Source organism: Ferroacidibacillus organovorans, from assembly GCF_001642725.1.
Lineage (GTDB): Bacteria > Bacillota > Bacilli > Alicyclobacillales > SLC66 > Ferroacidibacillus > Ferroacidibacillus organovorans.
Genome location: NZ_LSUQ01000027.1, coordinates 1 through 24433 on the forward strand (window position 1 = coordinate 1; position 24433 = coordinate 24433).

Annotated in this window: 25 protein-coding genes; 2 read left to right on the forward strand and 23 right to left on the reverse strand. The window is 51.8% G+C overall.

All coding sequences use genetic code 11. From position 1 onward, the window contains the following. The first annotated feature begins 71 nt into the window (after nt 1-71). Nucleotides 72-1040: an IS110 family RNA-guided transposase gene (locus tag AYW79_RS09405; protein WP_269449282.1), complete on the forward strand. Its 969-nt coding sequence runs from the start codon at nt 72-74 to the stop codon at nt 1038-1040. Here AYW79_RS09405 and AYW79_RS09410 read toward each other — a convergent pair. From AYW79_RS09410 to surE, 13 genes are all read right to left on the reverse strand, one after another. Continuing rightward, nucleotides 1037-1804: a cbb3-type cytochrome c oxidase subunit I gene (locus AYW79_RS09410; RefSeq protein WP_067564867.1), complete on the reverse strand. Its 768-nt coding sequence runs from the start codon at nt 1802-1804 to the stop codon at nt 1037-1039. The genes AYW79_RS09405 and AYW79_RS09410 overlap by 4 nt on opposite strands. A 56-nt stretch (nt 1805-1860) precedes the next feature. Next, entirely contained in the window at nt 1861-2667 is an 807-nt protein-coding gene (locus AYW79_RS09415; protein WP_067952938.1) for a cytochrome c oxidase subunit II, read from the reverse strand. 26 nt (nt 2668-2693) lie between these two features. Then, on the reverse strand, nt 2694-3359 hold the full coding sequence (locus AYW79_RS09420) for a cupredoxin domain-containing protein (RefSeq protein WP_067564868.1): 666 nt from the start codon (nt 3357-3359) through the stop codon (nt 2694-2696). A gap of 346 nt (nt 3360-3705) precedes the next feature. Next, a complete protein-coding gene (locus tag AYW79_RS16260; protein ID WP_269449050.1) occupies nt 3706-3834 on the reverse strand; it encodes a hypothetical protein in 129 nt (42 codons plus the stop codon). Nucleotides 3835-3952: 118 nt separating this feature from the next. Next, nucleotides 3953-5212, reverse strand: a complete 1260-nt coding sequence (locus tag AYW79_RS09425; protein ID WP_231877803.1) for a glutamate-5-semialdehyde dehydrogenase — start codon at nt 5210-5212, stop codon at nt 3953-3955. Continuing rightward, nucleotides 5205-6308: a glutamate 5-kinase gene (proB, locus tag AYW79_RS09430; RefSeq protein ID WP_067564874.1), complete on the reverse strand. Its 1104-nt coding sequence runs from the start codon at nt 6306-6308 to the stop codon at nt 5205-5207. Before proB ends, AYW79_RS09425 begins: the two co-directional genes overlap by 8 nt. 35 nt (nt 6309-6343) lie before the next feature. Further along, nucleotides 6344-7081, reverse strand: a complete 738-nt coding sequence (locus tag AYW79_RS09435) for a DnaD domain protein (RefSeq protein WP_067564877.1) — start codon at nt 7079-7081, stop codon at nt 6344-6346. A 407-nt stretch (nt 7082-7488) separates the two neighbouring features. Continuing rightward, nucleotides 7489-8787 carry an asparagine--tRNA ligase gene (gene asnS, locus AYW79_RS09440; RefSeq protein WP_082806682.1) on the reverse strand — a complete coding sequence of 433 codons (1299 nt, stop codon included), beginning with the start codon at nt 8785-8787 and terminating at the stop codon, nt 7489-7491. A 133-nt stretch (nt 8788-8920) separates the two neighbouring features. After that, entirely contained in the window at nt 8921-10408 is a 1488-nt protein-coding gene (locus AYW79_RS09445) for an AAA family ATPase (RefSeq protein ID WP_067564881.1), read from the reverse strand. Beyond that, nucleotides 10405-10932 carry a hypothetical protein gene (locus AYW79_RS09450; protein WP_067564883.1) on the reverse strand — a complete coding sequence of 176 codons (528 nt, stop codon included), beginning with the start codon at nt 10930-10932 and terminating at the stop codon, nt 10405-10407. The genes AYW79_RS09445 and AYW79_RS09450 overlap by 4 nt, the downstream gene beginning before the upstream one ends. A gap of 205 nt (nt 10933-11137) precedes the next feature. Further along, nucleotides 11138-11662, reverse strand: coding sequence for a cell wall elongation regulator TseB-like domain-containing protein (locus AYW79_RS09455; RefSeq protein WP_067564885.1), 525 nt, complete (start codon nt 11660-11662; stop codon nt 11138-11140). After that, nucleotides 11659-11835 carry a DUF4264 family protein gene (locus AYW79_RS15250; RefSeq protein ID WP_079290262.1) on the reverse strand — a complete coding sequence of 59 codons (177 nt, stop codon included), beginning with the start codon at nt 11833-11835 and terminating at the stop codon, nt 11659-11661. Before AYW79_RS15250 ends, AYW79_RS09455 begins: the two co-directional genes overlap by 4 nt. A 12-nt stretch (nt 11836-11847) precedes the next feature. Next, nucleotides 11848-12612, reverse strand: a complete 765-nt coding sequence (gene surE, locus AYW79_RS09460) for a 5'/3'-nucleotidase SurE (RefSeq protein WP_067564887.1) — start codon at nt 12610-12612, stop codon at nt 11848-11850. Nucleotides 12613-12715: 103 nt separating this feature from the next. Between surE and AYW79_RS16265 the strand changes: the two genes are divergently transcribed. Continuing rightward, the gene (locus AYW79_RS16265) at nt 12716-12850 is read left to right on the forward strand and encodes a hypothetical protein (RefSeq protein WP_269449051.1); all 135 of its coding nucleotides are present in this window, start codon (nt 12716-12718) and stop codon (nt 12848-12850) included. Here the strand turns inward: AYW79_RS16265 and AYW79_RS09465 are convergent. From AYW79_RS09465 to mgsA, 10 genes are all read right to left on the reverse strand, one after another. Further along, nucleotides 12845-14167 carry an amidohydrolase gene (locus AYW79_RS09465; RefSeq protein ID WP_231877804.1) on the reverse strand — a complete coding sequence of 441 codons (1323 nt, stop codon included), beginning with the start codon at nt 14165-14167 and terminating at the stop codon, nt 12845-12847. The genes AYW79_RS16265 and AYW79_RS09465 overlap by 6 nt on opposite strands. Before the next feature lie 20 nt (nt 14168-14187). Continuing rightward, nucleotides 14188-14988: an S-methyl-5'-thioadenosine phosphorylase gene (mtnP, locus tag AYW79_RS09470; RefSeq protein ID WP_231884540.1), complete on the reverse strand. Its 801-nt coding sequence runs from the start codon at nt 14986-14988 to the stop codon at nt 14188-14190. Nucleotides 14989-15062: 74 nt separating this feature from the next. After that, a complete protein-coding gene (locus AYW79_RS09475; protein WP_067564890.1) occupies nt 15063-15887 on the reverse strand; it encodes a hypothetical protein in 825 nt (274 codons plus the stop codon). A gap of 16 nt (nt 15888-15903) precedes the next feature. Continuing rightward, nucleotides 15904-18627, reverse strand: coding sequence for an ATP-dependent DNA helicase (locus AYW79_RS09480; RefSeq protein ID WP_067564892.1), 2724 nt, complete (start codon nt 18625-18627; stop codon nt 15904-15906). A 120-nt stretch (nt 18628-18747) separates the two neighbouring features. Continuing rightward, entirely contained in the window at nt 18748-20148 is a 1401-nt protein-coding gene (locus tag AYW79_RS09485; RefSeq protein WP_067564894.1) for a tetratricopeptide repeat protein, read from the reverse strand. A gap of 112 nt (nt 20149-20260) precedes the next feature. Then, on the reverse strand, nt 20261-21148 hold the full coding sequence (panC, locus tag AYW79_RS09490) for a pantoate--beta-alanine ligase (RefSeq protein WP_197460944.1): 888 nt from the start codon (nt 21146-21148) through the stop codon (nt 20261-20263). Then, on the reverse strand, nt 21090-21965 hold the full coding sequence (panB, locus tag AYW79_RS09495; protein ID WP_067564897.1) for a 3-methyl-2-oxobutanoate hydroxymethyltransferase: 876 nt from the start codon (nt 21963-21965) through the stop codon (nt 21090-21092). The genes panC and panB overlap by 59 nt, the downstream gene beginning before the upstream one ends. 24 nt (nt 21966-21989) lie before the next feature. Continuing rightward, complete coding sequence (locus AYW79_RS09500) at nt 21990-22820, reverse strand: biotin--[acetyl-CoA-carboxylase] ligase (RefSeq protein ID WP_067564898.1); 831 nt, start codon at nt 22818-22820, stop codon at nt 21990-21992. 6 nt (nt 22821-22826) lie between these two features. Next, nucleotides 22827-23981 (reverse strand): N-acetyl-alpha-D-glucosaminyl L-malate synthase BshA, encoded by a 1155-nt coding sequence (gene bshA / locus AYW79_RS09505; protein ID WP_067564900.1) that lies wholly within the window; start codon nt 23979-23981, stop codon nt 22827-22829. After that, entirely contained in the window at nt 23978-24406 is a 429-nt protein-coding gene (gene mgsA, locus AYW79_RS09510) for a methylglyoxal synthase (RefSeq protein WP_067564902.1), read from the reverse strand. Before mgsA ends, bshA begins: the two co-directional genes overlap by 4 nt. Between the last annotated feature and the right edge of the window lie 27 nt (nt 24407-24433).

Here is a 24433-nt window from a genome sequence, read left to right on the forward strand (position 1 = left end):
CCAAAGCTCTGCACGTCAGACTATTTTGGTATTCTCTGTTCGGGGTGTCTACTCTATTGACTTAATATCATATAAAAAATCTTCCGGGAAGAAAGACAGACATGAAAGATGCTGAATGGATTGCCAAGCTTCTGAGATCCGGATTAATCGAAGGAAGCTTTGTTCCTTCTGAAGAAGTTCGTGATCTTCGCGATCTTACGAGATACAGAAAGAAGTTGGTTTATCAAGCGACCTCTGAGAAAAATCGAATTCACCGTATACTTCAAGATGCAAACATTAAGCTTACATCGTACATGTCAGATGTCTTTGGAAAATCTGGTCGTCTACTTCTACAAAGACTTGTCAATGGAGAAGTAATCACTTTGGAATTCTTAGAAGAGAATATGAAGGGTCCGTTGAAGCAGAAATCTAATCAATTACTCCAGTCTCTTCAAGGTCGGTTGCGTTCGCATCATGTGGAGATGATTCGTTTCTCATGGGATCACCTTGTCTACATTGAACAAACCATCAAGCAAATCGATCTTCGAATTTACCTTAGGTTAGAAAGTCGAAGAGAGTCTGTTGAACTGCTCACGACAATTCCTGGAATAAATGAGCAAGCCGCCTCAATCATTATTGCAGAAATCGGTACAGATATGAGCCAATTTAAGAGTGAACACCACTTGGCTGCATGGGCTGGCGTGTGTCCGGGAAATTACGAAAGCGCTGGAAAAAAGAAACGCGCAAGAGTGAGATCCGGTAATAGCCTGTTAAAGGCAATACTTTGTGAATGCGCGTGGGCTGCATCACGAACTCGAAATACACGATTATCTGCTCGATATTGGGCTCTGGTTAAGCGCATGGGTAAGAAAAAAGCATTAGTTGCTTTAGCTCATACGCTTCTTAAAATTAGCTACCATGTTTTGCTAAAAAGGCAATCTTATATTGAACTCGGTGTGGAGTATCTCGAACAGTTTCAGATGCGAAGGGAAAAACAGACGGAGACCCATATGATCCAGTTGCTTGAGGCGAAGGGTTTTCTTGTTACGAAGGCTTGTTAAAGATTCCTGTTGATATCTATGTGCCTATTGCATTTTCGTAAAAAAATCTGGCCTGAAGGATCTTGGGCCGCCAGTGGTTCATATCCCCACAGTCCAGCGGTCGATCCGCCATACATAGGAATGAGAAGAATGGTGATCACCCCGGCCGGGTACATCCAGAACGCAATTCCGCCAAGGCGCGGATACATGCGCTCTCGGGCGCCGATCATCAACGGCACTACGTAGTTTCCAAGTCCGCCGACAAATCCGACTACGGCCACTCCGAGCAACATCAGCACACCGTGCATCGTGACGGCTGAGAGATACCAGACATCGCCGCCAAAGACGTTGTTGTTGCTCCCCATGAGCTGCGCGCGCATGCCCATGGCAATCAGACCTGCGATACCGAATGTGGCGACAGACCCAACCATATACTGGATCCCGACCACCTTGTTATCCAGGCTGAGTTCGAAATACCGCCGCCATCCACGGGACGCTACAAACGTATTTGGCAGTCCGAGCCACGGCCGGACGATCGACTCAAAACCGCCTACCCCGAGAAGCCACCCTACAAACCCTAGTAGCCAACCGACCGTCACGGCTGGTTCTGTGATGAATGGAGGATTGGCTCCAGGAAAGCGATCCACCAGAAACATGAAACACGTTCCAATAAGAAATCCTATCCCCGCCCACAAAAATCCGCGCGCGACCGGCGGCATGGGAGCGCGCCTTCGCGTCGCCCGTGATCCGCCGGGCACAGCCAGTGTTGCACTGTTTTGCGCCATTCTCCTTCGACCCCTCTCTATCCGCGACGTTGCGCGCGGTCACTGAATCTGGCTGATTATGAGTTCTGGTTAGAAACTTGCGTCTTTTCCTGCGCCACCCATATTGCAAACGCTTGCGGTGAAACGACTTCAACATCGGCTTCCATATAGGAGTGTCCCGCTCCGCAAAGTTGTGCGCACTGCAGGCGAACCATCGGATTGGCGGCCGTCGAAGTGATCTGCGTCGGGGTGATATAGAGATCGCGCGTGATACCAGGGATGATGTCTGCCTTAATACCCCACGCTGGAACGTAAAATGAGTGCGTTACGTCGAGGCTGTTCATCACAAACTTGATCTCGCGTCCGGCAGGAACCACAAGCACGTCACGTCCATTCGTCTTGGTGTTCATCGGCAAGCCGTACTGAGGATACCCAAAGCGAAACTGACATTGCCGAGCCTGGACATTGACCACGAGTGCCCCGTGGTTCCAAGGTGGAAGGCCGTATGCCCAGAGTTGTTCCATACCCGAGAGATCAGGATGGAGAAAAAAAGTCATGACGATGGCGATGGTGAGCACCATCCAACTTCGCTGAAAGAGCAGATTGCTCTGGTTCTGCACCGGGCTGTCCCCTGTCTCTCCTGCGCGCTGTCTGAATCTCACCGCGGCAAAAGCCATAAACAAAATGATGAAAACGAACAGTATGACCGAAACGTAAACCAGGGTGTCGAAAGCGTCGAGGGACACACCTCCCTGCAGGGAAGCCACATAATAGTACGGGGTGTGAATCACCCAGAGGTGGGCAAAGTATTCAAGTATTGCAGAAAAAAAAAGCCACAGACCAACGAACATCGAAATATTTCTGCCGTTTTGGACGCGCTCCATACGCCGCTCCTCTCCTTCTTTCGCCGTCATGCTCGCACGATATTGATCGTGCCGCGCATTCCCATCCGATAGTGTTCATAGTGTTGTACAAAGCATCCATAATGCCAAAGTCCCGGCTTGTCCGGAACGGTGAAGGTGATGTCAACGGCGCCATCAGGATTCAACGTCGGGCTGAAATTCCCTCCGTCCGCGATGTTGTAGAGCGATTTTTGCCCCTCATATGTGACGATGGCTTTGTTTGGCACAAAGTTATTCACATTGCGCGGATTGCTGAGTGTGACGTAAACACCGTCGAAGAAATCCTCCGCGAACCCGTCCTGCGTCTCTACTCCGAACACCGTGTTCTCGGTGTTTACATGGCGTCCCACCACCCACTCGTGATACTTTCCTGGGTGGGACTGACTGCGGTTACGAAAGGCGATGGTGATGCGATCGCCAACCCGCCATTTCATGTAATTCGGGATGTAGTAATAGTCGAGCGCGTACAGCGGGATGTTTCCAGTTTCTACCTGCGACCCGAATATTTCACGCATCGCGCGGGCAATCGTGGATCCGCCAAAGGTACCGATGAGGCCGGCAACTGTCACTGCGCCGACACTAAAAAGAAATTGGCGTCGGCTCCAGTCGGGTAGATCCTGTGACCCCTGCGCAATCTCTTCACCTAATGCGTTTTTATTAGGTGTTTCAGCCATGCCCTTGCCACCTTCTTTCCACTTGGTGATGATTTACTTCGACATAAAATCTTCGAAAGCAGGGTAATTTTAGCAACGATCTTCAAACAAGAGTGTGATATATGTCACAAATATGGATAATAGGTGTCTAGTAAAACGATGAGAGGTGTTCAGGTGATTGCGATCAGTCACATTTCGTACAATCGTTCTCAGCATGCACATTCCACTGCGGGAGTTCTCTAGCATGTATGGGTCATGCGGTGCAATCACATTATTTTTTCATGTTAAATTACATTCAACATGAACGTTGGCAATTAGCAAAAAAAAGGCACGACGCGAGCACGTCGTGCCAGACATTTTCTGTAGATTAGTATGCCCCAGCAGTTCCGCCTGCACCTGTTCCATAGCCATAGGTTGGTACAAACAGGAAGAACAGTACGAAGATGATGAGGAACACGACTGCCCAGCGAGTATAACCGCCAAAAACACCGTACATTTTTGATTTCCTCCTTTGCGCTTTGATAGTACAGCGTATGAGAGGAGTTCAACTTAGGTCGTAGGGCAAATAACCCGTATTCATGATAAATCTTGCAACCGCCTGTCACTGAGTTTCATCATGTTCGCGTCTGACCTCGTCCGTGTATCAGATATTGATAACTCGTCAATTCGCGGAGACCCATGGGGCCTCGCGCGTGCATTTTTTGCGTCGAGATCCCGATTTCCGCACCAAATCCGAACTCGAAGCCGTCTGTAAAACGCGTGGACGCGTTGTGGTACACGGCCGCCGCATCTACGTTCGTCAAAAAATAGTCGGCCGCATCAGGGTCTTCCGTGACAATCGCTTCGGAGTGGTTTGTCCCGTAGGTCTCGATGTGCGCTACTGCTTCCTCTACCGAATCGACAACTCGCACGGCGAGGATGTCATTGAGAAACTCTTCTTGATAATCTGCCTCTGTTGCCCGTTTGATCTTTGAATAGGAATCGCTGAATTTACTGAAGGATGTTTCGCAAAGTCGCAGTTCAACGTTCGCTTGCGACAAGTCGCTCAGGATTCGCGGCAAAAGGGTGTCTACACACGCGCGGTGAATAAGCAGTGTTTCGGCAGCGTTACACACTGACGGTCGAGAACATTTTGCATTGTGAACGATTGAGATCGCCATTTCTTGATTGGCGAATTGATCGACGTAAATATGACAGTTACCGACACCCGTTTCAATCACCGGAACGCGAGCGGTCTCAACGACGCGTCTGATCAGTTCGGCGCCGCCTCGGGGAATGGCTAGATCAACCAAACCGCGAAGTTTTAGAAGTTCGTCAATGCTATTACGATCCGGATCATCGACAAATTGAATCGTTTCACTAGGAATGGATGTTCCTTCAAGTGCGCGTTTCATCGATTGAATAAGCGCTTTATTCGTTTGCATCGCGTCTGTTCCACCCCGCAACACGACAGCATTTCCTGATTTGAGCGCGAGAACTGCCGCGTCTACGGTGACGTTTGGACGCGACTCATAAACAATGGCGAGAACTCCGAATGGAACGCGCACTTTTTTTATCTGCATGCCGTTTGCGTGATCAATCTGTTCAATGCACTCACCCACAGGGTCATCAAGCGCTGCGACATGGTGCACGCCCTTGATGATCTCCTGTAAGCGCGCGTTATGTAGGGTCAGTCGATCGACACGATGAGGAGGAACACCACGTTTTAGTGCCTGCTCCACGTCGCGCTGATTTGCCTCAAACAGTGCGTTGCGATCTTGAAATAACGCGTTTGCGATTGTTTCAAGCGCCTCATTTTTTTGTTCAGATGTACAGCGTCGCAAAATCCGCGCCGACTGTTTGGCTGTGCGAGCCAGCGACTTGACGTCACACACTGGAATCACTCCGTTCATCAGAAAACAACACGAGATGGTTGCGATGAATCACTTCAACCTGTGCCGCAGATTTTCGATCAAGAAGCAGTGTGATGTCACGCGAAGCATAGTTCGTTCTTCCCCGGCCAATGCGCTCCCCTTTAAAACTCACATCGATCACGGAGCCAGTTTCAAAATCCCCCTCTACGTGAAGGATGCCCGGCATGAGCAGGCTGGCCTTTTTATTGACGAGCGCATCGCGTGCGCCAGAGTCAACGTCTACGCGTCCCATCGAACGAGAAGAATGCCTTAACCATGCGCGTTTTGCGCCAAGTCCTGGCGAGTGCGATGAAAAGCGCGTGCCGAAGTGGTCGTTTGTCAAAAGTTCAAGCAAGTGATTTGCGTGTTGAATGCTGGCGATGACCGCCTCGATTCCAGCAGATGTGACGATTTGAGCGGCTGTCAGTTTTGTTTTCATACCGCCTGTGCCTGATACAGACCCGGCCTGTCCGGCGCGCATAAGGATGTCTTCATCAATTCGATGAACGAGCGGTATTCGCTTTGCGTGAGGATCTTTGCGCGGATCAGACGTGTACAACCCGTCGCGATCCGTCAAAAGGATCATGGCGTCAGCTTCCGTTAAGAGACTGACATGTGCCGCGAGCGAATCGTTATCCCCGAGGCGTATTTCGTCAATTGATACAGAGTCATTTTCGTTCACGATCGGAATGACGTGATGCGAGAGAAGCGTCTCAAACGTATTTCTTACATGGAGATAGCGACGACGGTCATCGAGATCGGATCGGGTGAGAAGAATCTGCGCGATGTTTTGGTCATAGCGATCAAACTCCGTCTGATAGAGGGAGAGCAGCTTCCCCTGCCCCACCGCCGCTGCCGCTTGTTTTTCTGGCATCGTCATCGTGGCGCGGGACCAGCCGAGAATTCCGAGTCCAGCGCCGACCGCGCCGGAGGATACGAGCACGATGCGCGCATTCGTTTCTCGCTTGAATTTCATCAATGAATCGACCACATGTTGGAGTTTCTCGTGGCTTAAAATTCCTTGCTCGTCCGTAAGACTGCTCGTTCCCACCTTCACGACGATACGTTTCCATCTCATAGCGATTGGCACCCTACCTTAACATACAATGTCTGCTACTTCGTTGTATCAGACCTTGCGGCAGACGTTTCTGCGCGATTCTGGTACAGTTCGTAGAATCGCTCGTATTTGCCAGGTTGAGCGGCCGGCACCACGCGAGGCGTTGATTTTGTCGCTTGCGTTGTCTTCTGCGCGGTTCGCTCTTTTTCTGGCTCCGTTCGTTTTCGATACGTTTTGCGATACTCGCTCAACTGCTTTTCGCTCTTGATATTCGCTCGGGCCCAGCCTCGTAAAATCGTGTCGACATAGCGGAAATTGAACACGCCAGAGAGGACAGATTCACGAAGCGCTTCAATAATCAACCACTCGGGGTGCTCATCTTCACTGAGCCAGCGCGTGATCTGTTCATATTCGAGCGGAGAAAGCAAACGTCCAAACTCTTCTTCAAATCGAGTAAACACCGCGAGAGACGCTTGCTCTTCGTTATGCATGCCAATCATTCGCTCAAGGAGTGGCCGCACGCTGATCATGCGATCAACGTATTGAATATGCCCTTCTACAATCAAGCGTTGAATCGTTACGGCGATTTCATCTGCGGTGAGGCTCATTCGTTCCGCGAGTCGATCAAGGTCAGGGAAAGTATGGTCTACTTGCTGATAAGAAAGGATATGGATAATCACCATCATATCGACATCAGATAAGCCCAAAGCATTGTAGGTTGTTAGCAATTCATAGGGAAAATTGACATGACGTTGCTCCAAGGCATTGAGCGCGTGATCCAGGTATTTTTTCATCGCATGCGCTCCTTCCTTAAGCAAGTATACCATTCTCCCATCTGTTCTGGGATTCCTCTTTTAGAGGAAGTTCAAAGAGAAGTCAGAACTCCTCTGCGCATTGGTGTGTCAGCGTCAAAAATACTCCCTCACGTACGTAAATGTACGCTGTGTACGCATTTTTCGACTCGCTTCCTGCCACTGCTTGATTCTTACCTGACTCCTCTTTGAACGCTCAAGATGAGAGGAAGTTCAAAGAGAAGTCAGAACTCCTCTGCGCATTGGTGTGTCAGCGTCAAAAATGTTCCCTCACGTACGTAAATGTACGCTGCGTACACATTTTTCGACTCGCTTCCTGCCACTGCTTGATTCTTACCTGACTCCTCTGCGCATTGGTGTGTCAGCGTCAAAAATGCTCCCTCACCCACTTAGGGGTAGAGGCGGTACAACAGACGCGGAAACGGGATGGTTTCTCGAACATGGTCAAGGCCACAGATCCACGCAACGGTCCGTTCGAGTCCGAGTCCGAACCCGGAGTGTGGCACGGTGCCGTACGTCCTTAAATCTAGGTACCAGGCATACGCTTCTTTGGAGAGATCGTGTTCTTCAAATCGTTTTATGAGCAGTTCAGGATCGTCAATCCGTTGTGAACCACCAATGATTTCACCGTATCCCTCAGGCGCCAACAGGTCTGCGCAAAGTACAACTTCAGGACGAGCAGGATCTGGTTTCATATAAAAAGCTTTCAGCGATGTAGGATAGCGTTCGATAAAAACAGGTCGATCATAAGCCTCGGCGATTTTTGTCTCATCTGGCGCGCCAAAGTCGTCACCCCACGTAAAATCTTGACCAGTCGATTGCAAAAAAGCAACCGCCTCGTCGTAAGAGATGCGTGGAAAGGGCGCTTTGATTTGTTCCAGTTTTGACGTGTCTCGCCCGATGGTGCGCAGTTCTTGCTCACAGTGGCTTAGGACGTGCTGCATAATCGCGCAAATCAATGCCTCTTGAATTGCGACACTCTCGTCGTGTTCTACATAAGCCATCTCTGGTTCAATCATCCAAAACTCGATAAGATGGCGGCGAGTTTTCGATTTTTCAGCACGGAATGTAGGGCCAAAGGAGTATACGCGCCCGAGCGCCATCGCTGCTGCTTCCATGTAGAGTTGACCGCTCTGTGTTAAAAACGCATCCTCATCAAAATAGGAAGTGTGAAAAAGTGTGGTTGTTCCTTCACACGACGAAGGTGTGAGAATGGGTGGATCCACTTGGGTGAATTCATGACTGTCAAGAAACTGGCGAATCGCGCGAATGATCTCGGCGCGAATCTTTAAAATGGCTCGTTGTCTTGGGGCGCGCAGCCAGAGATGGCGCTGATCCATGAGGAAATCAACGCCGTGTTCTTTAGGCGTAATTGGGTAATCGTGTGTCAGCGAGACGAGTTCGATATCTCTGACTTGAAGCTCAACACCGTTTTTTGCACGCTGATCAGTCTGAACGACGCCGTGAACAATGATGGCGCTCTCTTGTGTCAAGGATTGCGCTAAAGCAAAGATATCCTCTGACTCGTCTTCTTTTGCAAGAACGCCTTGAACAAAACCGCTGCCGTCGCGAAGTTGGAGAAAAATGATCTTTCCAGAAGATCGTTTTTGATGAAGCCACCCTTTGATCGTTACGGTTTCCCCTAAATGATCACTCAATGATGCAATGCGAACTACTGCCAACGCAATCGTCTCCTCTATACACTCACTCACATATCATTGCTATTTTACAATGGACAATGTCAACCGTCTAGAAAAGAACGCCACAAAAAAGAGCGCAGGTATATATGCTGCGCCCTTTTTAGGGGTGTTTTACATCCCATTACTGCCCAATCGCCGTTTCCAAATCGGTACGCTTCAGAAGCCAAGCGCGAAACTCACTGCCATCCATACTTTCGCACTCGACGACATGCCGCGCAAATGATTCAAGTTCGTTCGCATAGGAATCTAAGACGTCTTTTGTTCTTTTTTCAATTGAAGCCAAGATAAAGCGCACTTCTTCATCGAGAATGTTTTCAGGCAAGTGTTCTTCGGCGACGATCCCAATTCGACTCAGCCCACACATCACTTCCGTTTTGGCAAGACGACTCGCTTGGACAAAATCGTTTTGTGCGCCTGTCGAGCGATTGCTAAAGATCAGTTCTTCGGCGATTGCCCCGCCCAGCGCAACGACGATCTGCTGATCGAGCTGCTCTTTGGTGTAAAGATAAGAATCCGCCTCTGGAATCTGCCGCACAAAACCGAGCGCATTGCCGCGAGGCGCGATTGTGATGTGTGAAACGGAACCTTTGCGCATCGTTTCCGAGGCGATCGCGTGTCCTAATTCATGAACTGCTACGCGCAACAATTCGTCTTCGGTAGGAATGCGTCCCGTCTTTTCACCCATGAGCACCTTGTCAACCGCATCGCGAAAGTACGATTGGCGAATTGTCGGCGCGTTTTCACGTAACGCGATAATCGCCGCTTCATTGCAGAGACTCTCTAACTGTGCACCAGAGAAACCGTAGGTCTCACGCGCAATGTGTTCGAGATCGACGTCTGTATCGAGAGGTTTGTCGCTCGCCTGAATTCGCAAGATATGAAGCCTTCCCTCGCGATCAGGAAGGTCAACGCGAATCTGACGATCAAATCGTCCTGGGCGTAAAAGTGCGCTATCAAGGATGTCAGAACGGTTGGTTGCGGCGATTACAAGTACCATTGGCGTTTGCGTCGTTTGCATGCCATCCATTTCAGTGAGCAACTGGTTGAGCGTCTGATCGTATTCCTGGTGGCTGTGCATCCCCCGCCGACCGCCGACGACGTCAATCTCATCGATGAAGACAATCGCGCTTTCTTTGCCTTCCTTTTTTGCGCTCGCACGCGCTTTGCGAAACAATTCACGTACGCGCTGCGCTCCAACGCCCACATACATCTCGACAAACTCACTCCCTGATGCTGAAACAAACGCAGAGTCTGTGTAGGAGGCAGCCGCTTTGGCCATCATCGTCTTTCCGGTTCCTGGCGGTCCTGTCAAAAGAATGCCTTTTAGCGGACGAATGCCGAGTTTGCGAATTTTATCGCGATAGCGAAGAAAATCAAGTGCCTCCATCAATTCGCGCTTTGCGTGCTCTTGCCCACCAATATGCTCAAAATTGACCTGATGGCGAACTGCCGTTTCTTTAGATCCAGTTGGAGCGACTTGACGTCGGCCCATAAGGGTATAAAATGCGAAACCCAGGCCGACGATAAACAGAAGTGGCAAGATTTGAATGCCGAGCAACTCCAGAAAAATAACGAGTGCAATTCCGGCGCCAATTAACCATTCTTTCATAGACCGCTCGCCCCCGAAAGTTTAGTGGAGTACGGCACAATGGCATACAAGTACGACGACCCTTGCCGAAACTGAAGAAAGACATCGGATGCGTTCATCGTGATGCGCGCTTGTACGTGAAGTTTTGCAGCCGACGTTAACAAATTCGCAATCATGGTCGTGTACGTGCCGTGAGCAATGCCTTGATACAAGATTGGTTGCAGTGCCTCATAATCGCGATAGAGCGCTGCATTGCGATGATCTTTTAGCACAATTTGATAAGGTGTACCGATTGAAGTTGAAACAATGGACTGCAACTGATCATACGTTGTTTGAAGGTCGCTCACAAGTCCTAGTTTGATGACGATCAAGGGTGCGCTCCCGGTCAAATCAATCGCAGCGGACTGTACAGAAGCGATATGTGTGAGTTGAGATTTCAGCGGTTGGACGAGATCGTACGTGCGATAAATTTGAAAACCGCCAAAAAGCAGCGCAAACGTCAAAATCAGCGCGGAGACGGTGGGCACGATCCGAATGCGAGACATGCATACGCCTCCCTTTTTGAACGATTCCTAAGTAGCGACATCATACACGAAGCCACAGAAAGGATTTATAACGTGTAAATAATCGTTACCCGTACAGCTACGAAACTAGTAGCAGTATAGCATGAGACGATCTTTTGCACGATGCTCAATCTCGTCCAAACCCGCACACTTCTTCCATTCTTCCATATGACAATAGCAGGCTCAATCAGTCCAGATAGGGATGATCGACCGTTGCGGTCTCGTGCCATAAAAGAGAACCCGAATACGCGTTGACATACGCAAACACATAGCGACCGGCTGGCGTTTTTGCTGAAACAAAATAAATCGCATTCGTTTGCTGTTGATACGGGGAAACGCGACAGTAACCGAGCGCGTCCGTAAGCACCGTAAGCGGGTGTATGCCCAGTACGAAGAGTGCCTGGACCGCTCGTTTTGGCGTGATCAGCGAATGCGCATAAACGGGAATGGTGGCGTTGCCATAGACAAAGACGTCAAGGGGTCTCCCCTGCGCGTCAACGCCGTATACCGTTTGGGATAAGGCACCTCCGGTAAACCATTTGACGTCCGTAACACGCGAAAGTGCCGTATGATTCAGTGCCAATCGCGCCGCTCGAATGTTTGGGCTATCCACGGCGGACAGCCTGGGATAAATCCAGACGACTGCCGAGACGACAAAGAGAATGACGAGAACAAAGAAACCGACGAATCCCCAAATGATCGATCGTTTCATTCGTGTGCGCGGTAAATCGTGACGGTGTATTTTCCGTCGTCAGTTTTTGATTTTGAAAGTCCAAAAATGACATTCAAATCCTTCAATGTGCGATTAAGAAAATCAATCAATTGATACATGTCTTCTGACATTGCGACGTCTTTTGTCGCAAGGATCATATCAGCGCGTTCCATCAAGCTGCCCCTTCAAAGTTGAAATGGCCACGATTTGAGTGTATCAACCATCTCTGAATTTGTAAAATGAAGATGAACGGGCGTCACACTCACATAGCCTCGCTCAACTTGATAGACGTCGGTGTCTGGTTCATTCTCTATTTGGACAACCTGACCCGCCTGCCAATAATAGGTTCTCCCCAGGGGATCAACCCGTTTTTCATACGCATTTCTGTATTTGCGGATGCCCGTTTTAGTGACGCGTATTCCTTTTAGCGATTCGCGTGAACCGGGGGGAATATTCACATTGAGATAGACGTCGTGTGGCAATTTGTGGTAATTGAATAAGTCGATCAGACCTAAGCCGATGTGCACACTCGCGGTAAAGTCAAAAGGCTCGTCAATCAGGGACATTGCGATCGCAGGGATCCCGTGCATGACCGCTTCAGAAGCGGCTGATGCGGTACCTGAATAAACGATGTCCATTCCAAGATTAGCACCGTGGTTAACGCCGCTCACAACCAAGTCAGGCGGGTGTTCGTCACACAGTGCGCCAAGCGCCAGTTTGACGCAATCGGCAGGCGTACCGTTAACCGCGTAGCCTTCGATTCCATGCGGCAGCGCCACAGACTTTGCGTGTAGCGGTTTGTGCAGCGTAATGGAGTGGCTCGAAGCGCTCTGTTGGCGATCTGGCGCAACGACTGTCACGCGGTGACGCTGCGTTTGTGCGAGCGCAATTGCGAGTGCACGAATTCCTTTTGCATAGATGCCGTCATCGTTTGTAATCAACAAATGCATGTAGGCGTTCCTCTTTCAACGTGTTGTGGTAGATGATGCTCTCATGGCAATGCGTTTCGCGGTGATACTATCCTTATCAGCATACGTGAGAGGATGATCGCGCATGAACGAACGCATCACATCGACAGACCCTGACGTTTCTGATGATCGCGTGCCCGATGCGCTGTTCGATGCGCACTATGAAGCGCGCGAGGACGTCATCACGCTCTACCGTACCGTTTGGAACTGGTTATCATGAAGGTGTCGAAAATGATGCCTTCGTGTGAAATTTGGCGCCTACACGCTCTGCCTCATAACGCACCTTTTCTTGATCGATCGTCATAAATTCGCGATTGCGATAGAGCGCACGCCCGGCGACAAAGACATCTGTCACGTCACAGCCCGACGAGCTGTATACGGCGTGCGCGAGCAGGCGATGACGCGGAAAATAGCGTGGACTGGTGAGATCAATTAGAATCAAATCGGCTGGCGCGTCAACGCGCAATGTGCCGAGATCCGGATGGACTCGCTCATCCAAGAAGAGCGCTTTTGCGCCTTGCGACGTTGCCATGGACAGCGCGGCATTCGCGTCAATCGCAGTCGCATTTTCAAGAACGCCTTTGTGCAAAAGCGCTGCAAGTCGCATCTCTTCAAAAAGGTCAAGTTTATTATTACTCGCGGCGCCATCCGTGCCAAGACCGACGATGATCCCTCGCTCTCGCATGGCGAGCAGCGGAGCAATGCCGCTCCCTAATTTTAAATTGCTGCCCGGGTTGTGAGAGACGCGCACGCCGCGCTCTGCGAGAATATCCAAATCGTTATCATCAGCGTGCACAACATGCGCTGCGGTGACTGGATGCGAAAAGAGACCGATCTGATGCAAATAGACAATGGGTGAAACGCCGTGTTCGCTCAGGCTGTCTTGAACTTCTTTGCGCGTCTCTGACACGTGGATTTGCAGTGGCACATCGAGCTTTTCGGCGAGTGCCATCACTTCTTTGAGCGTTTCTGCAGAACACGTATAAGGAGCGTGTGGCGCGAGGTTGATCGAGATCCGCCCACCTCCTGCCCCATGATACGCTCGATAAAGCGCTTCTGCCTCTTTTAGCGCGAGCGTCGCTCCTTCGCCTGAAACGATCCCTCGCCCCAACGCAGCGCGCATCCCTGACGATAAGACCGCTTCTGCGACGGTGTCCATAGAAAAATACATATCCGTAAAGGTCGTCGTCCCAGTCTCGATCATTTCAAGCATGGCGAGTTGTGTGCCGAGGTGAATGTCTTCCGGTGAAAGCTTTGCTTCGGCCGGCCAAATGCGATCGTTCAACCACGCGTGCAGCGGCATATCATCTGCGAATCCGCGCAAAAGAGACATCGCGGCGTGTCCGTGCGCGTTGATAAGGCCAGGCATGACAAGGCGGTTCGCTCCATCGATCGTCTGATCAAAATCACTTCGCGAGTGCGGACAGTCGCCAGGCCCGATCTCGGCGATGCGATCCCCGTGAATGACGATGTAGCCGGATTCTGCTTCACGACCTGTGCCATCAAGATAGTGGGTCGAGTGGATTAAAATTCTCAACGTCATTCGCCCTCCCTGCGCTATGCGTTCATTGCGTGTGCGGCTGTGCGACATGTACATGATTCATCGGGATCGGGCGCGAGCAGCGTATGAAAGAAGAGATCGCGAATGCGGTGGACATTTTCTGACATCACGTCAAGCACCTCTTGATGGGTCAGGACATCTCCGGTGATTCCGCTACAGTAGTTCGTCACCATCGCGACTGACGCATAGCACATACCGAGTTCTTTGGCGAGCACCACTTCAGGCACTGCGGTCATACCGACTACATCTCCACCCATCCGATCAAACATGCGGATCTCAGCCGATGTCTCAAAACGTGGACCTTCCGTGCAGACGTACGTTCCCCCATAAACAATGGGAAGGGATTGTTCTGCCGCAGATTTCGCGAGCTTTTTGCGCAGTCTTCCGCAAAATGGATCGGTCATATCAACGTGCGTCACAGGGTTCCCATCTTCAAAAAATGTGACTGGGCGCGATTTCGTAAAATCTAAAAATTGATCAACGACGACAAGCGAGCCAGGTGGGAGGTTTTTATGCACGCTACCGACTGCTGCCGTCGCATAAATTTCAGTGACGCCGAGTTCACGCAATGCGTAGAGATTCGCGCGATACGGAACTTGGTGAGGCGGGAGATGGTGACCTTCTCCGTGGCGCGGTAAAAAAACGACCGTGTCTCCGCCGTATTCTCCGAGTGTGTAAACCGTTTTTCCAAAAGGTGTCTCCATCGTCTGTTGTTCACTGTTTTTTAGGCGTTGTGCGTCATAGACGCCCGTTCCCCCAATGATTGCTTTTTTGGCGATAGCCTTCTTTGTGCTCAAATGTTCATCCTCCTGCAAATCCAATCTTCTCTCCTAGTCTACCACAGGCTTGTATTTGCAAACACTGTAACCCATCAAGAATGTACCATCTGAGAGCGACTCATCGGTAGAATGAGGTGATGACGATCGATTGTAAGCACCAACGGATTTCGTTTGGTGACTCGATACACATCGCCCCAGTGCTCTCTAAGGCGTTCAATCAGCGCACCTGTCTCAGCGTCTTTTGGCGATCCTTCATCAAGAACAATGCGAGCGCTTGGATCGAGAACATCCAGCGGTTTTTGATCACGCGCTCGCGGAAAAAGGGACGGTTGCAGCAGTAGAATGTCAGGGTCATCTGGCCACGGATGCGGGTCCATTTGCGCCGGGAGCAAGATTCCGATCGCAAACGAGCGATAGGAGACGCGCAGGAGACTTGTGTGGACATGTAATCCGCCGTCTGCTGACGGCAGTGGATGAAGCGATAGCGTGAAGTCGCTTGCCAAGGCATACATCTTATGGGATGAGACGGCTGTGAGCTGCCGATCTTCAGGTTGACGCACAGGCGTTTGGTAAACGGTGAGGAGTCGATTGCATCTCATTTTTTGCCTGATGGAAAGAAGCGCATTCCGCCATTTCGCGGCGGTTTGCTGGTCAGGGATTGCATAGACGACCAGAATGCGCACTTCTTGCGTTGAATGGGGTGCTACCACTTGCGCGAGCGGACGTAAGTCCCGTGCACGCACACTTGAAAAAGGCAAAAAGAGGACGGTTCTGCCGCTCTCCGCCGTGAGGGATAGGAACGGATAAGGGGCGACTTGCACCGTGAGCGTCGCGATGACATTTCGTGCGTCTTCCTTTGCGAATGCAGGAACTGCGGACGCGAGCAGGAAACCTAACGTGATGAGCATTGCCGCCACTGTTTCGATTACCTGCTCACCTCACCATAAAATACTTGCGTGCCTGCCCAATCAGATCGATCAGCGTTCCGCGCGCGATGGTTGGACTTGGCAGCGCGTTTAAAAAAACAGCGCCATACGGTTTATCATCGAGCCGGCGATCCAGCACGAAGACTGCGCCTTGATCTTTTGTGGAACGAATCAAGCGGCCAAACCCTTGTGTGAAACGAATCACAGCCTGCGGTGTCTGATAGACAACAAACGGGTTTAACCCCTGTTTTCTGAGATGCTCTGACCGCGCTTGAACCACTGGGTGCGAAGGAACGGCAAAAGGAAGTTTCACGATGATCATACAGATAAGCGCACTCCCGGGAATGTCGATGCCCTCCCAGAAGCTTTGGACGCCAAATAAAACGGCGCGTTCGGATGCGCGAAATTGTTCGATCAGTGCATGTCGAGTGATCCCGTCTCGACCTTGTGTTAAGAGTTCCAAACGCTTCTGTTCCAAGTTTGCCCGAACCAACCGATCGCATTCGATCATCATCTGATAAGAAGTGAATAAAACGAGGGTACGCCCATGTGCCGCGTCGACGATCGTTTCGATGGAGCGAGCCGTATACGCCAAATACGACGGATCATCGACTGTGGGACCGTCTTTTGGCAGGCAAAGCAGCACGTTTTTCCGGTAATCAAAGGGGGAGGCCGCGACCAAGGTTGTAACCCGCGCTGGCGGTTCAACAAATTGTAGTCCCGTCTGATTGAGGAAGTATTGAAATGTCCCTCCGCTGCGCAGCGTAGCCGATGTCGCAATCACCGCGCGTTTGACTGCGAATAAATGATCGTATAACAGTCGGCGCACAGAGAGCGGCGCCAGCGAAAATGTCAAATCAAATCCGCTTGGGTGTCTTGTCGCAGTCACCCAAGAAACAAACGCATCCTCCCCTTTTTGGAGCAACAACACATCGGAAATGATTTCCAGAGCGTTAAGCCACTCGGATGCGCGCCCAAAAACGTCTTGTACGCGCCCGTGGAGCGCCTCATCGAGATCCTCGCTTGGCGAGAGGTTTTCGTACTGGCAAAGGGACGCCTCAAGGCCACTGCGCGCGTCGCCAAGTGCTTGCACAGACAGGATCAGCGGTGCGTAAGATGGCATGGAGAGCCAGTCTTTTGTGATGCGCTGTTCAGAAGCATCGGGTTGAAATACGTTTTTTGCGTGTCCGACCACATCGCGAAACGCTTCAAACGCGTGGCGAATTCCATCGTGTAAACGCGTCGTGACAGAGAGATAGGGTGAGCTTTCTGCGTGCCCGGATGACGCGCGAACGCGCAGGTTTTGAAGCAAATCAGGGATGCCGCCGCGGGATGCGTTTAAACGCTCGTACATACGTCTTATTTCTCGTTCGCTCACTTCAGCACCGAAATGTTGTGTCGCCAGTTCTTCGAGGTGATGAGCTTCATCGAGCACGAGGAAATCGTATCCAGGAAGAACGCGGTGATCCGTGCGGATGTCTGATAAGACGAGCGCGTGATTGGTGATCACAACGGCGGCAGATGCTGCCTTTTGGCGTGCGCGATAGTAATAACAGTGACGAAAAAATGGACAGGAGCGCGCGATGCAACTTTCGGTTTCACTCTGTACATCGCGCCACAAGTGGCTGTGCAAAGGAGTGAAAAACAGCTCTTCGCGATCGCCCGTCTCGGTGTGCGTTACCCACGTCGCGATCTGCATTGCAAACGCGAGATCATCGTCGCGCTGTGAAGGCGTTTCACGGACGACGTGGGCTGCTTTACGCAGACAGAGGTACTGGTTGCGCCCCTTCATGACAGTGACGCTGATCTCCTGATCGACAGCCTGCAGTGCGTTTACGACATCCTTTTCGATCAACTGTTTCTGGAGGGCCAGTGTGTGCGTCGATATGACGATCCGCTGGCCCTCTTTTGCCGCAAAGAGAAGGCTTGGAATGAGGTATGCGAGCGATTTCCCGGTTCCCGTTCCTGCCTCGACGACCACATGTTCATCCTTTTCTAATCCCTGCGCAATAGCGCGTAGCATGGTTCTTTGCGAAGGGCGGGATTCATACGAAAACGCGTTTAGCGCGGCCAAGCGCTCCGTCAAAATCACATCCGACAGATCTGCCAAGGGTACTTCTGCGCGCGCGCGCGTATCGTCTTCTTCGCGATCAAACAGGCGCTCAATCGGTTCGAGATTGCGAAACGAGAGACCGTGAATCATTTTTTGTGCAAAGCGCGCCGTGCGCAAGATTCTTGAATCAGCGATGTGAGTAAACCATGCGCGCTCTGCGCTCGTTCGCGCGTTCGCAGTGTACAAGGCAAACGTTGATTCGGGCAGCGCGGACAGCGCTTCTGCAAGTTCTATGTGTGCCAGGCCTTTTTGTGATTTGCGCGAAGGGGCTGTCGTGGCAGATAGAGCGTGTTTGATCCAGGATAGATCAATGATTTGATCGAAAGGCAAAAAAGCGAGTCCTGCCCCTTCTAAGATAGCGCCGAGTTGCGAATGCGCATTCTCGTACGATGAAAGAAAGACAGGTTGCTCGCCAATCACTGAGGTCATTTTTTCCCACAGTGAAGAGAGATCGAGGGACTGCTCGAGCTGTTTCACGTGATATTGTTTGCTCGTATTGTCATACTTCGCGCCGATTGTAAGAATGCGTGACGCTTCATGTGGAACTTCGAACAACGCAAGGGTTTGCACAATGGAGCGTTTAGCATCCCACGCGTACGCGACTTGATAATTGGACAACGTGGCCCTCCTGCTCGCAACTTCTATCGTATTTGAAGATGGCTTATTCAGTATCTGAGAAAGTGCGGCCGCCTGTCAATGGCGAGCAACGCTTGAATCTCCTGAAGTTGTCAAAGCACCTTAAGGCGTGACGGTATGTTCTGTTGGCCGTGTGTGCGCCTTCAGGAGTGAGCGCGCAGCGCGCAGGGAGGGTCGCAAAGAGAGTGCGACCCGCAGATTGCGCAGACCGCGCTGTGTATCTCCGCGCCTAAGATGAATTCGCCCCAACTCGTACATCAAATCAGCGCGATCATCCGCTGAGGCGTGCTGGAGCGCATGGCTGAGCTGTTTTAGAGCCGCGGCATAATCACCGCGCTCACATGCGGCGCGCGCCATGCCCGTCGCGCATAAAACGGTGATTTCAGCGTTCTCTTGAACAGTTTGAAACACGCGCAAAGCCTGTTTCCAGTCTTTTTTCGCCAGGTGCGCGTAACCGAGGTGGAGCGTCGCCTGCACATGATTTCTCTGCACAGTCAACAGTGCTTTGAGTCGCGCGCACGCCACGTCAGGTTGTTTGCGCAAGAGATCGAGTTTGGATAGCCCAATCATCGCGTCTGGCCAGGTATGCGTAAATTGACGCGCCTTTAAGAAATGCGCTTCCGCTTCTTGCGTGCGTCTGAGCCGAAGCGCAAGAAAGCCGATTTCCACGTCGAGTTGTGGATCCCTTTTACAGAGTGGTTGCGCGTGGATAAGCGCGTTTCTCGCATCGTTCAAGCGACCGAGCGCCGCATATGCATTGCCGATGATTCGCCAGGCTGGACCATCTGCCTCATCGATCGATACAGCGTGTTGCGCACAGCGCAGCGCCTCAACCCACTGCTTTTCATGGGCGTGACAAACCGCTAAATTGACCCACGTATCGCTTGCCCGCGGGCGTGCCACAACCACGTCTGTCAACTCGCGGATGGCTTCGGGAATACGCTTTGCGCGTACGTAGAGTTCCGCCTGCGCATCTTTTGCGGCGGCAATCAAGAGTGGGTCTGTGACGGCGCTTCGCAGGTGTGCGAGATGAGCTTCGGCGCATTGTGCATCATTTTGAGCGATGCAACTATAAATGAGAAAAAGTCGTGCGATGTTCATGACCGGATCGCTCTCAACCAAGCGTTCAAAGACGAGGCGAGAATCTTCAAACATCAACAACTCAAAATATCCCATGCCCCGTCGAAACAGCGATAGCCCCTGCTCACTCGCAAGCGCGGTTCCCATGTCTTTGGCCAAATCGAACGCGTGCGCTTCTTCTGGTTCACTCGCACTCCATTCCGTGTCGGTTATAAGCGGCGCGTGACGGTCTGTATCGCCTAGTAACGCTTCGATTTCTTCATCGCGCGCAACCCACCATGCGAGCATGTGTCGCTCAAACGTTTGATACGCGCGGAGTGTGCGACTTAGCGCTGCGCGTTGCGTTTCGTCTGCCCCTTTTAAGGCTTGTGAGATGCGATGGAGTTCTTCTTTAAAGCGTCTGCAATCGTCTTCAAACATCATAGAGACACCGCCTCACGCGCAAGATCGTAATACGTAAAATGTGCGCGAGGTTGTGTCTCGTTATGCAAGGATGTTTCTTATTGCGAAATGAACAATCTTTTGCAAGCAAGTTTCAGAAAGACGCGCGCCACTCAAGATTGTCAATCAATCTTGTCTTTCCAAGGTAGATCGCGCCTGCAATCAGACAGGGTGTTTGCTCTGGCGCGTGAAGAAGCGGTGCCAGCGTCTCATCGTCGTACACATTTAGATAGTCGATGCGAAACCCGGATTCCTCCAGTTTTGCGCATCCTATTGCGAGCCGTTCTGCAACGGATTCACCGGGTCGAAGCGCGTCCCGCAGTTCGCGCAGCGTTTGATTGAACTGTGGCGCGCGCGCGCGCTCCTCTTCACTCAAATAGACATTGCGTGAGCTGAGTGCGAGTCCGTCCGATTCACGTACGATTTCACACGGCACAATATCAACTGCCATGGAAAGGTCCGCGACCATTCGTTTTAAAATTCGCCACTGTTGTGCATCCTTTTTTCCAAAATAGGCGTGTGTCGGTTGTACTAAATGGAAGAGTTTAGAAACGACGGTACACACACCGTCAAAGTGCCCTTTGCGACTCGCGCCGCAGAGATGGTTACCAAGTTCGCGCACGTGGACGGATGTGAGCACCGGTTGCCGCCCGTACATCTCAGAGACACTCGGTGTGAATACCTGATCGACGCCCAGTGACTCGCAAAGCGCGAGGTCTCGCTCCATATCGCGCGGATAGCGCTCGAAATCTTCATTTGGCGCAAATTGAAGCGGATTGACAAAAATGGAGACGATGACCGTCTCATTTTCCGCGCGTGCGCGCTTGATCAGTGAGGCGTGCCCATCGTGCAGAAAACCCATGGTTGGAACAAAGCCTACAGTCGCCTGGTCGGGGTGCGCCTCACGCAATTCGTTTTGGGTTTCAATCCGCCTCACGCGGAGCGCCCCTTTCGCCTGTGCCATAAAGTTGATCGAGTTCATCGACGTGAATCTCATACGTATATTCGGCGGTCGGAAAGGAGCTTTGTTTGACGTCATTTCGGTAGGCTAGAAGCGCGCTACGCGTCACTTCGTGGAGCGACGCGTAGGATTTGACGAATTTTGCAGTGTCCTGCCCGTGCATGCCCAATACGTCGTGATACACAAGCACCTGTCCAGAACACGCTGCGCCGGCCCCGATGCCGATGGTGGGGATGGCGAGTTGTTCTGTCACAAGCGCGCCGACATCGTTTGGGACGCATTCTAACACCAACAAAAAGGCGCCAGCCGCTTCAAGCGCGCGCGCATCTTCTAGCAGACGCTGTGCAGTCTCTTTGTCTCGCCCTTGAACGCGGTACCCACCAAGCTTTAGCACCGCCTGTGGCGTTAAACCAAGGTGTGCACAGACAGGGATTCCGGCGTTTATCAGGACCTCGACATGCGGCAAGATCTCGCGGCCACCTTCGAGTTTTAGTCCGTCGGCATGCGCTTCTTGCATGACGCGCATCGCGTTTTTTAGCGAGACTTGGGGATCGCCGTGATATGTGGCAAACGGAAGATCGACGAGCATCATCGTGTTTTGTGCGCCCCGGCGCACCGCCTTTGCGTGATGGATCATCTCATCGAGCGTCACCGGAATCGTCGTGTCATACCCAAGCATGACCATGCCGACCGAATCGCCAACCAAGATGATGTCCATCTCGGCTTCTTCAGCCAACCGGGCTTGATTCGCGTCATACGCGGTGACCATCGCAATTTTCTCAGCTTTTTGCTTCATCGCGCGAAGTGTTCGCGTCGTGTGACGTCTGTTCAATGCCATGCTTTGCGCCCTCCTCGCTTCTCATTACAGTGAAAATCTCATCCCTTCAAGTGGCGCGGTTTCAACGATCTCCCCGCTGAAAAGCGTGTGGCGATTCCCTGCGTGATCCCGCAAAAAGAGTGTTCCGTGCTCATCGATCGCTTCCGCGACACCTTCTAAAACCTCACTCCCGTGCACAGCGCGCACGTGTTTGCCAAGCGTCTCACACGAAGCGCGATACGCGTCAATCCGATCACCAAAGCGCAGTCCTTCCGCCACATCCCGTTTTAACATTGCGAGCGCGTGAATCAGGGCGCTCGCCAAGTGATTTCTGTCCACGGTCACGCCGAGCGATTCAAAGGATGTCGCGCGGTTTTTGACATCATCCGGCGTGCTCAAAAGGTCGAGACGGACGTTGACGCCGATTCCCGTAATCATCACGGCGCGATCTTCAAGCTGGCGCGCCTCAGTGAGAATGCCGCACACCTTCTTTCCGCCTGCGAGAAGGTCGTTTGGCCACTTTACAGTGAGATCCATTGCAGTCTGTTCTGCAAGCGCGTCGCGCACGCACAGTGCGACCAAAAGTGGCCAGGCATCAGGGATCAGGGGGCCCTGAATCGCGTGTGCGTAGGTAAAGAAGAGTCCATTTCCCGGTTGGGAGACCCAACTCCTGCCGCGCCTTCCCCGACCTGCGGTCTGCTCTTCTGCGAGAACAGCAACCCACGTCAGATGGTCGTGCAACATCGTCTCGCGCGCAACGTCATTGGTCGATGTCACAGACGGAAAAACGAGTACAGCGCCTTCGCGCAATACGCGCGCACCCTCTCTCATCCGTTTGAGATCGCGTTCGATCACGTTTGCGTCAAGCATCTCCATGCTTTATTATGCACTCCCTTTTTCTGCGCCTTCCGACTTTTGCGAGCTCTCAATCAGGCACTCGTAGAGGCGTTCGTAGCTCGAAACGATTTCACTTGCCGAGAATTGCGCCGCGCGTGCGCGCGCCGCGCGCGAATAGGCACTCCACAAGCGATCGTTCGAGAGGAGCGCTTGCGCATTTTTCGCCATGTCTTCCACATCGCCGATGGGAGAAAGCAGACCTGATTTTCCGTGTTCGACAACCTCTGGAATGCCACCTGCAAGAGACCCGATGACAGGGACACCACACGCCATCGCCTCAAGGGCGACTAACCCGAAACTCTCTTTTTCTGAAGGCAGCAACAGCAAATCTGCCGCGGAGAGAAGCGCTGCGACTTCGTCTCGTTTGCCAAGAAAGTGAATATCACGCGCCATTCCCATTTCCTCACTCATGCGCCACGCCGCGTCAAGGTCTGGGCCTTCCCCAATAAGGATGAGTTTGGCGGGAAGCGATTCGCGCACCTTAAAAAACGTCGCGAGTACGTCGCTCACTCTTTTTACAGGGCGAAAATTGGAGACGTGCATCAGCACCTTTTCACCGTTTGGCGAAAAGCGTTTTCGCCACTCGTTCTTTGTCGTCCTTTTGTAGAGTTGAAGATCGACAAAATTGCTGATCTTGATCATCGACTGGCGCGGCCCGAACAACTCAATGGTCTGATCGATCAAACTTTTTGACACGGCCGTGACGAGATCGCTTTTTTCGATTCCCAGGCGGATCAATCTGCGCAAAAGCGGATCTTCTGCAAGCACAGTGATGTCCGTTCCGTGCAAAGTCGTCACGATGCGCACAGGGTGATTGTAAAGCATTTCACGCGCGAGAAACGCGCAAACGGCATACGGCATGGCATAGTGGACATGCAACACATGAAGATCATAATGCTTGATGACATCCGCCATTTTGGCGGCGAGCGCGAGATCGATTGGCGAAGAGTGAAGCACCGGGTAGCTTGCTGTCTCGACTTCGTGAATGAAGATGTTTTCTTGAAACAGTCCGAGCCGAAAAGGGATTCCCGACACGATAAAATGCACCTCGTGGCCGCGTGCCGCGAGCGCTTTTCCCAGTTCCGTTGCGACCGCACCCGAACCGCCGAGCGTCGCGTAACAACTGATGCCGATTCTCAACGTGCGTCTCCCTCTGGAAGCTCCTGTTCCTCTTTAATCACGTCGCGCCACAGAAAATCTCCACGCCACAGCCCGCGCACAAGAATTTCTGCGGTCGCCACATTTGTGGCAACGGGAATCGCATGCACGTCACATAGCCGCAAAAGCGCGATGATGTCAGGTTCGTGCGGTTGCGCGAGAAGTGGGTCGCGCAGAAAAATGAGCAAATCCAGCCGATTTTCGGCGATGAGCGCTCCAATCTGCTGATCGCCGCCAAGCGGTCCGCTTTGGAAACGCTGGATGTGTAGGTTCGTCGCCTCTAGAATGCGCTTGCCAGTCGTTCCTGTCGCGTACAATTCGTGACCTTCAAACAAACGTTCGTAGGCAATCGTAAAGTTGACGAGATCCTCTTTTTTTGAATCGTGTGCAACGAGTGCAATGCGCATCGCTTTATGCCATCTCCCCTGGTAACC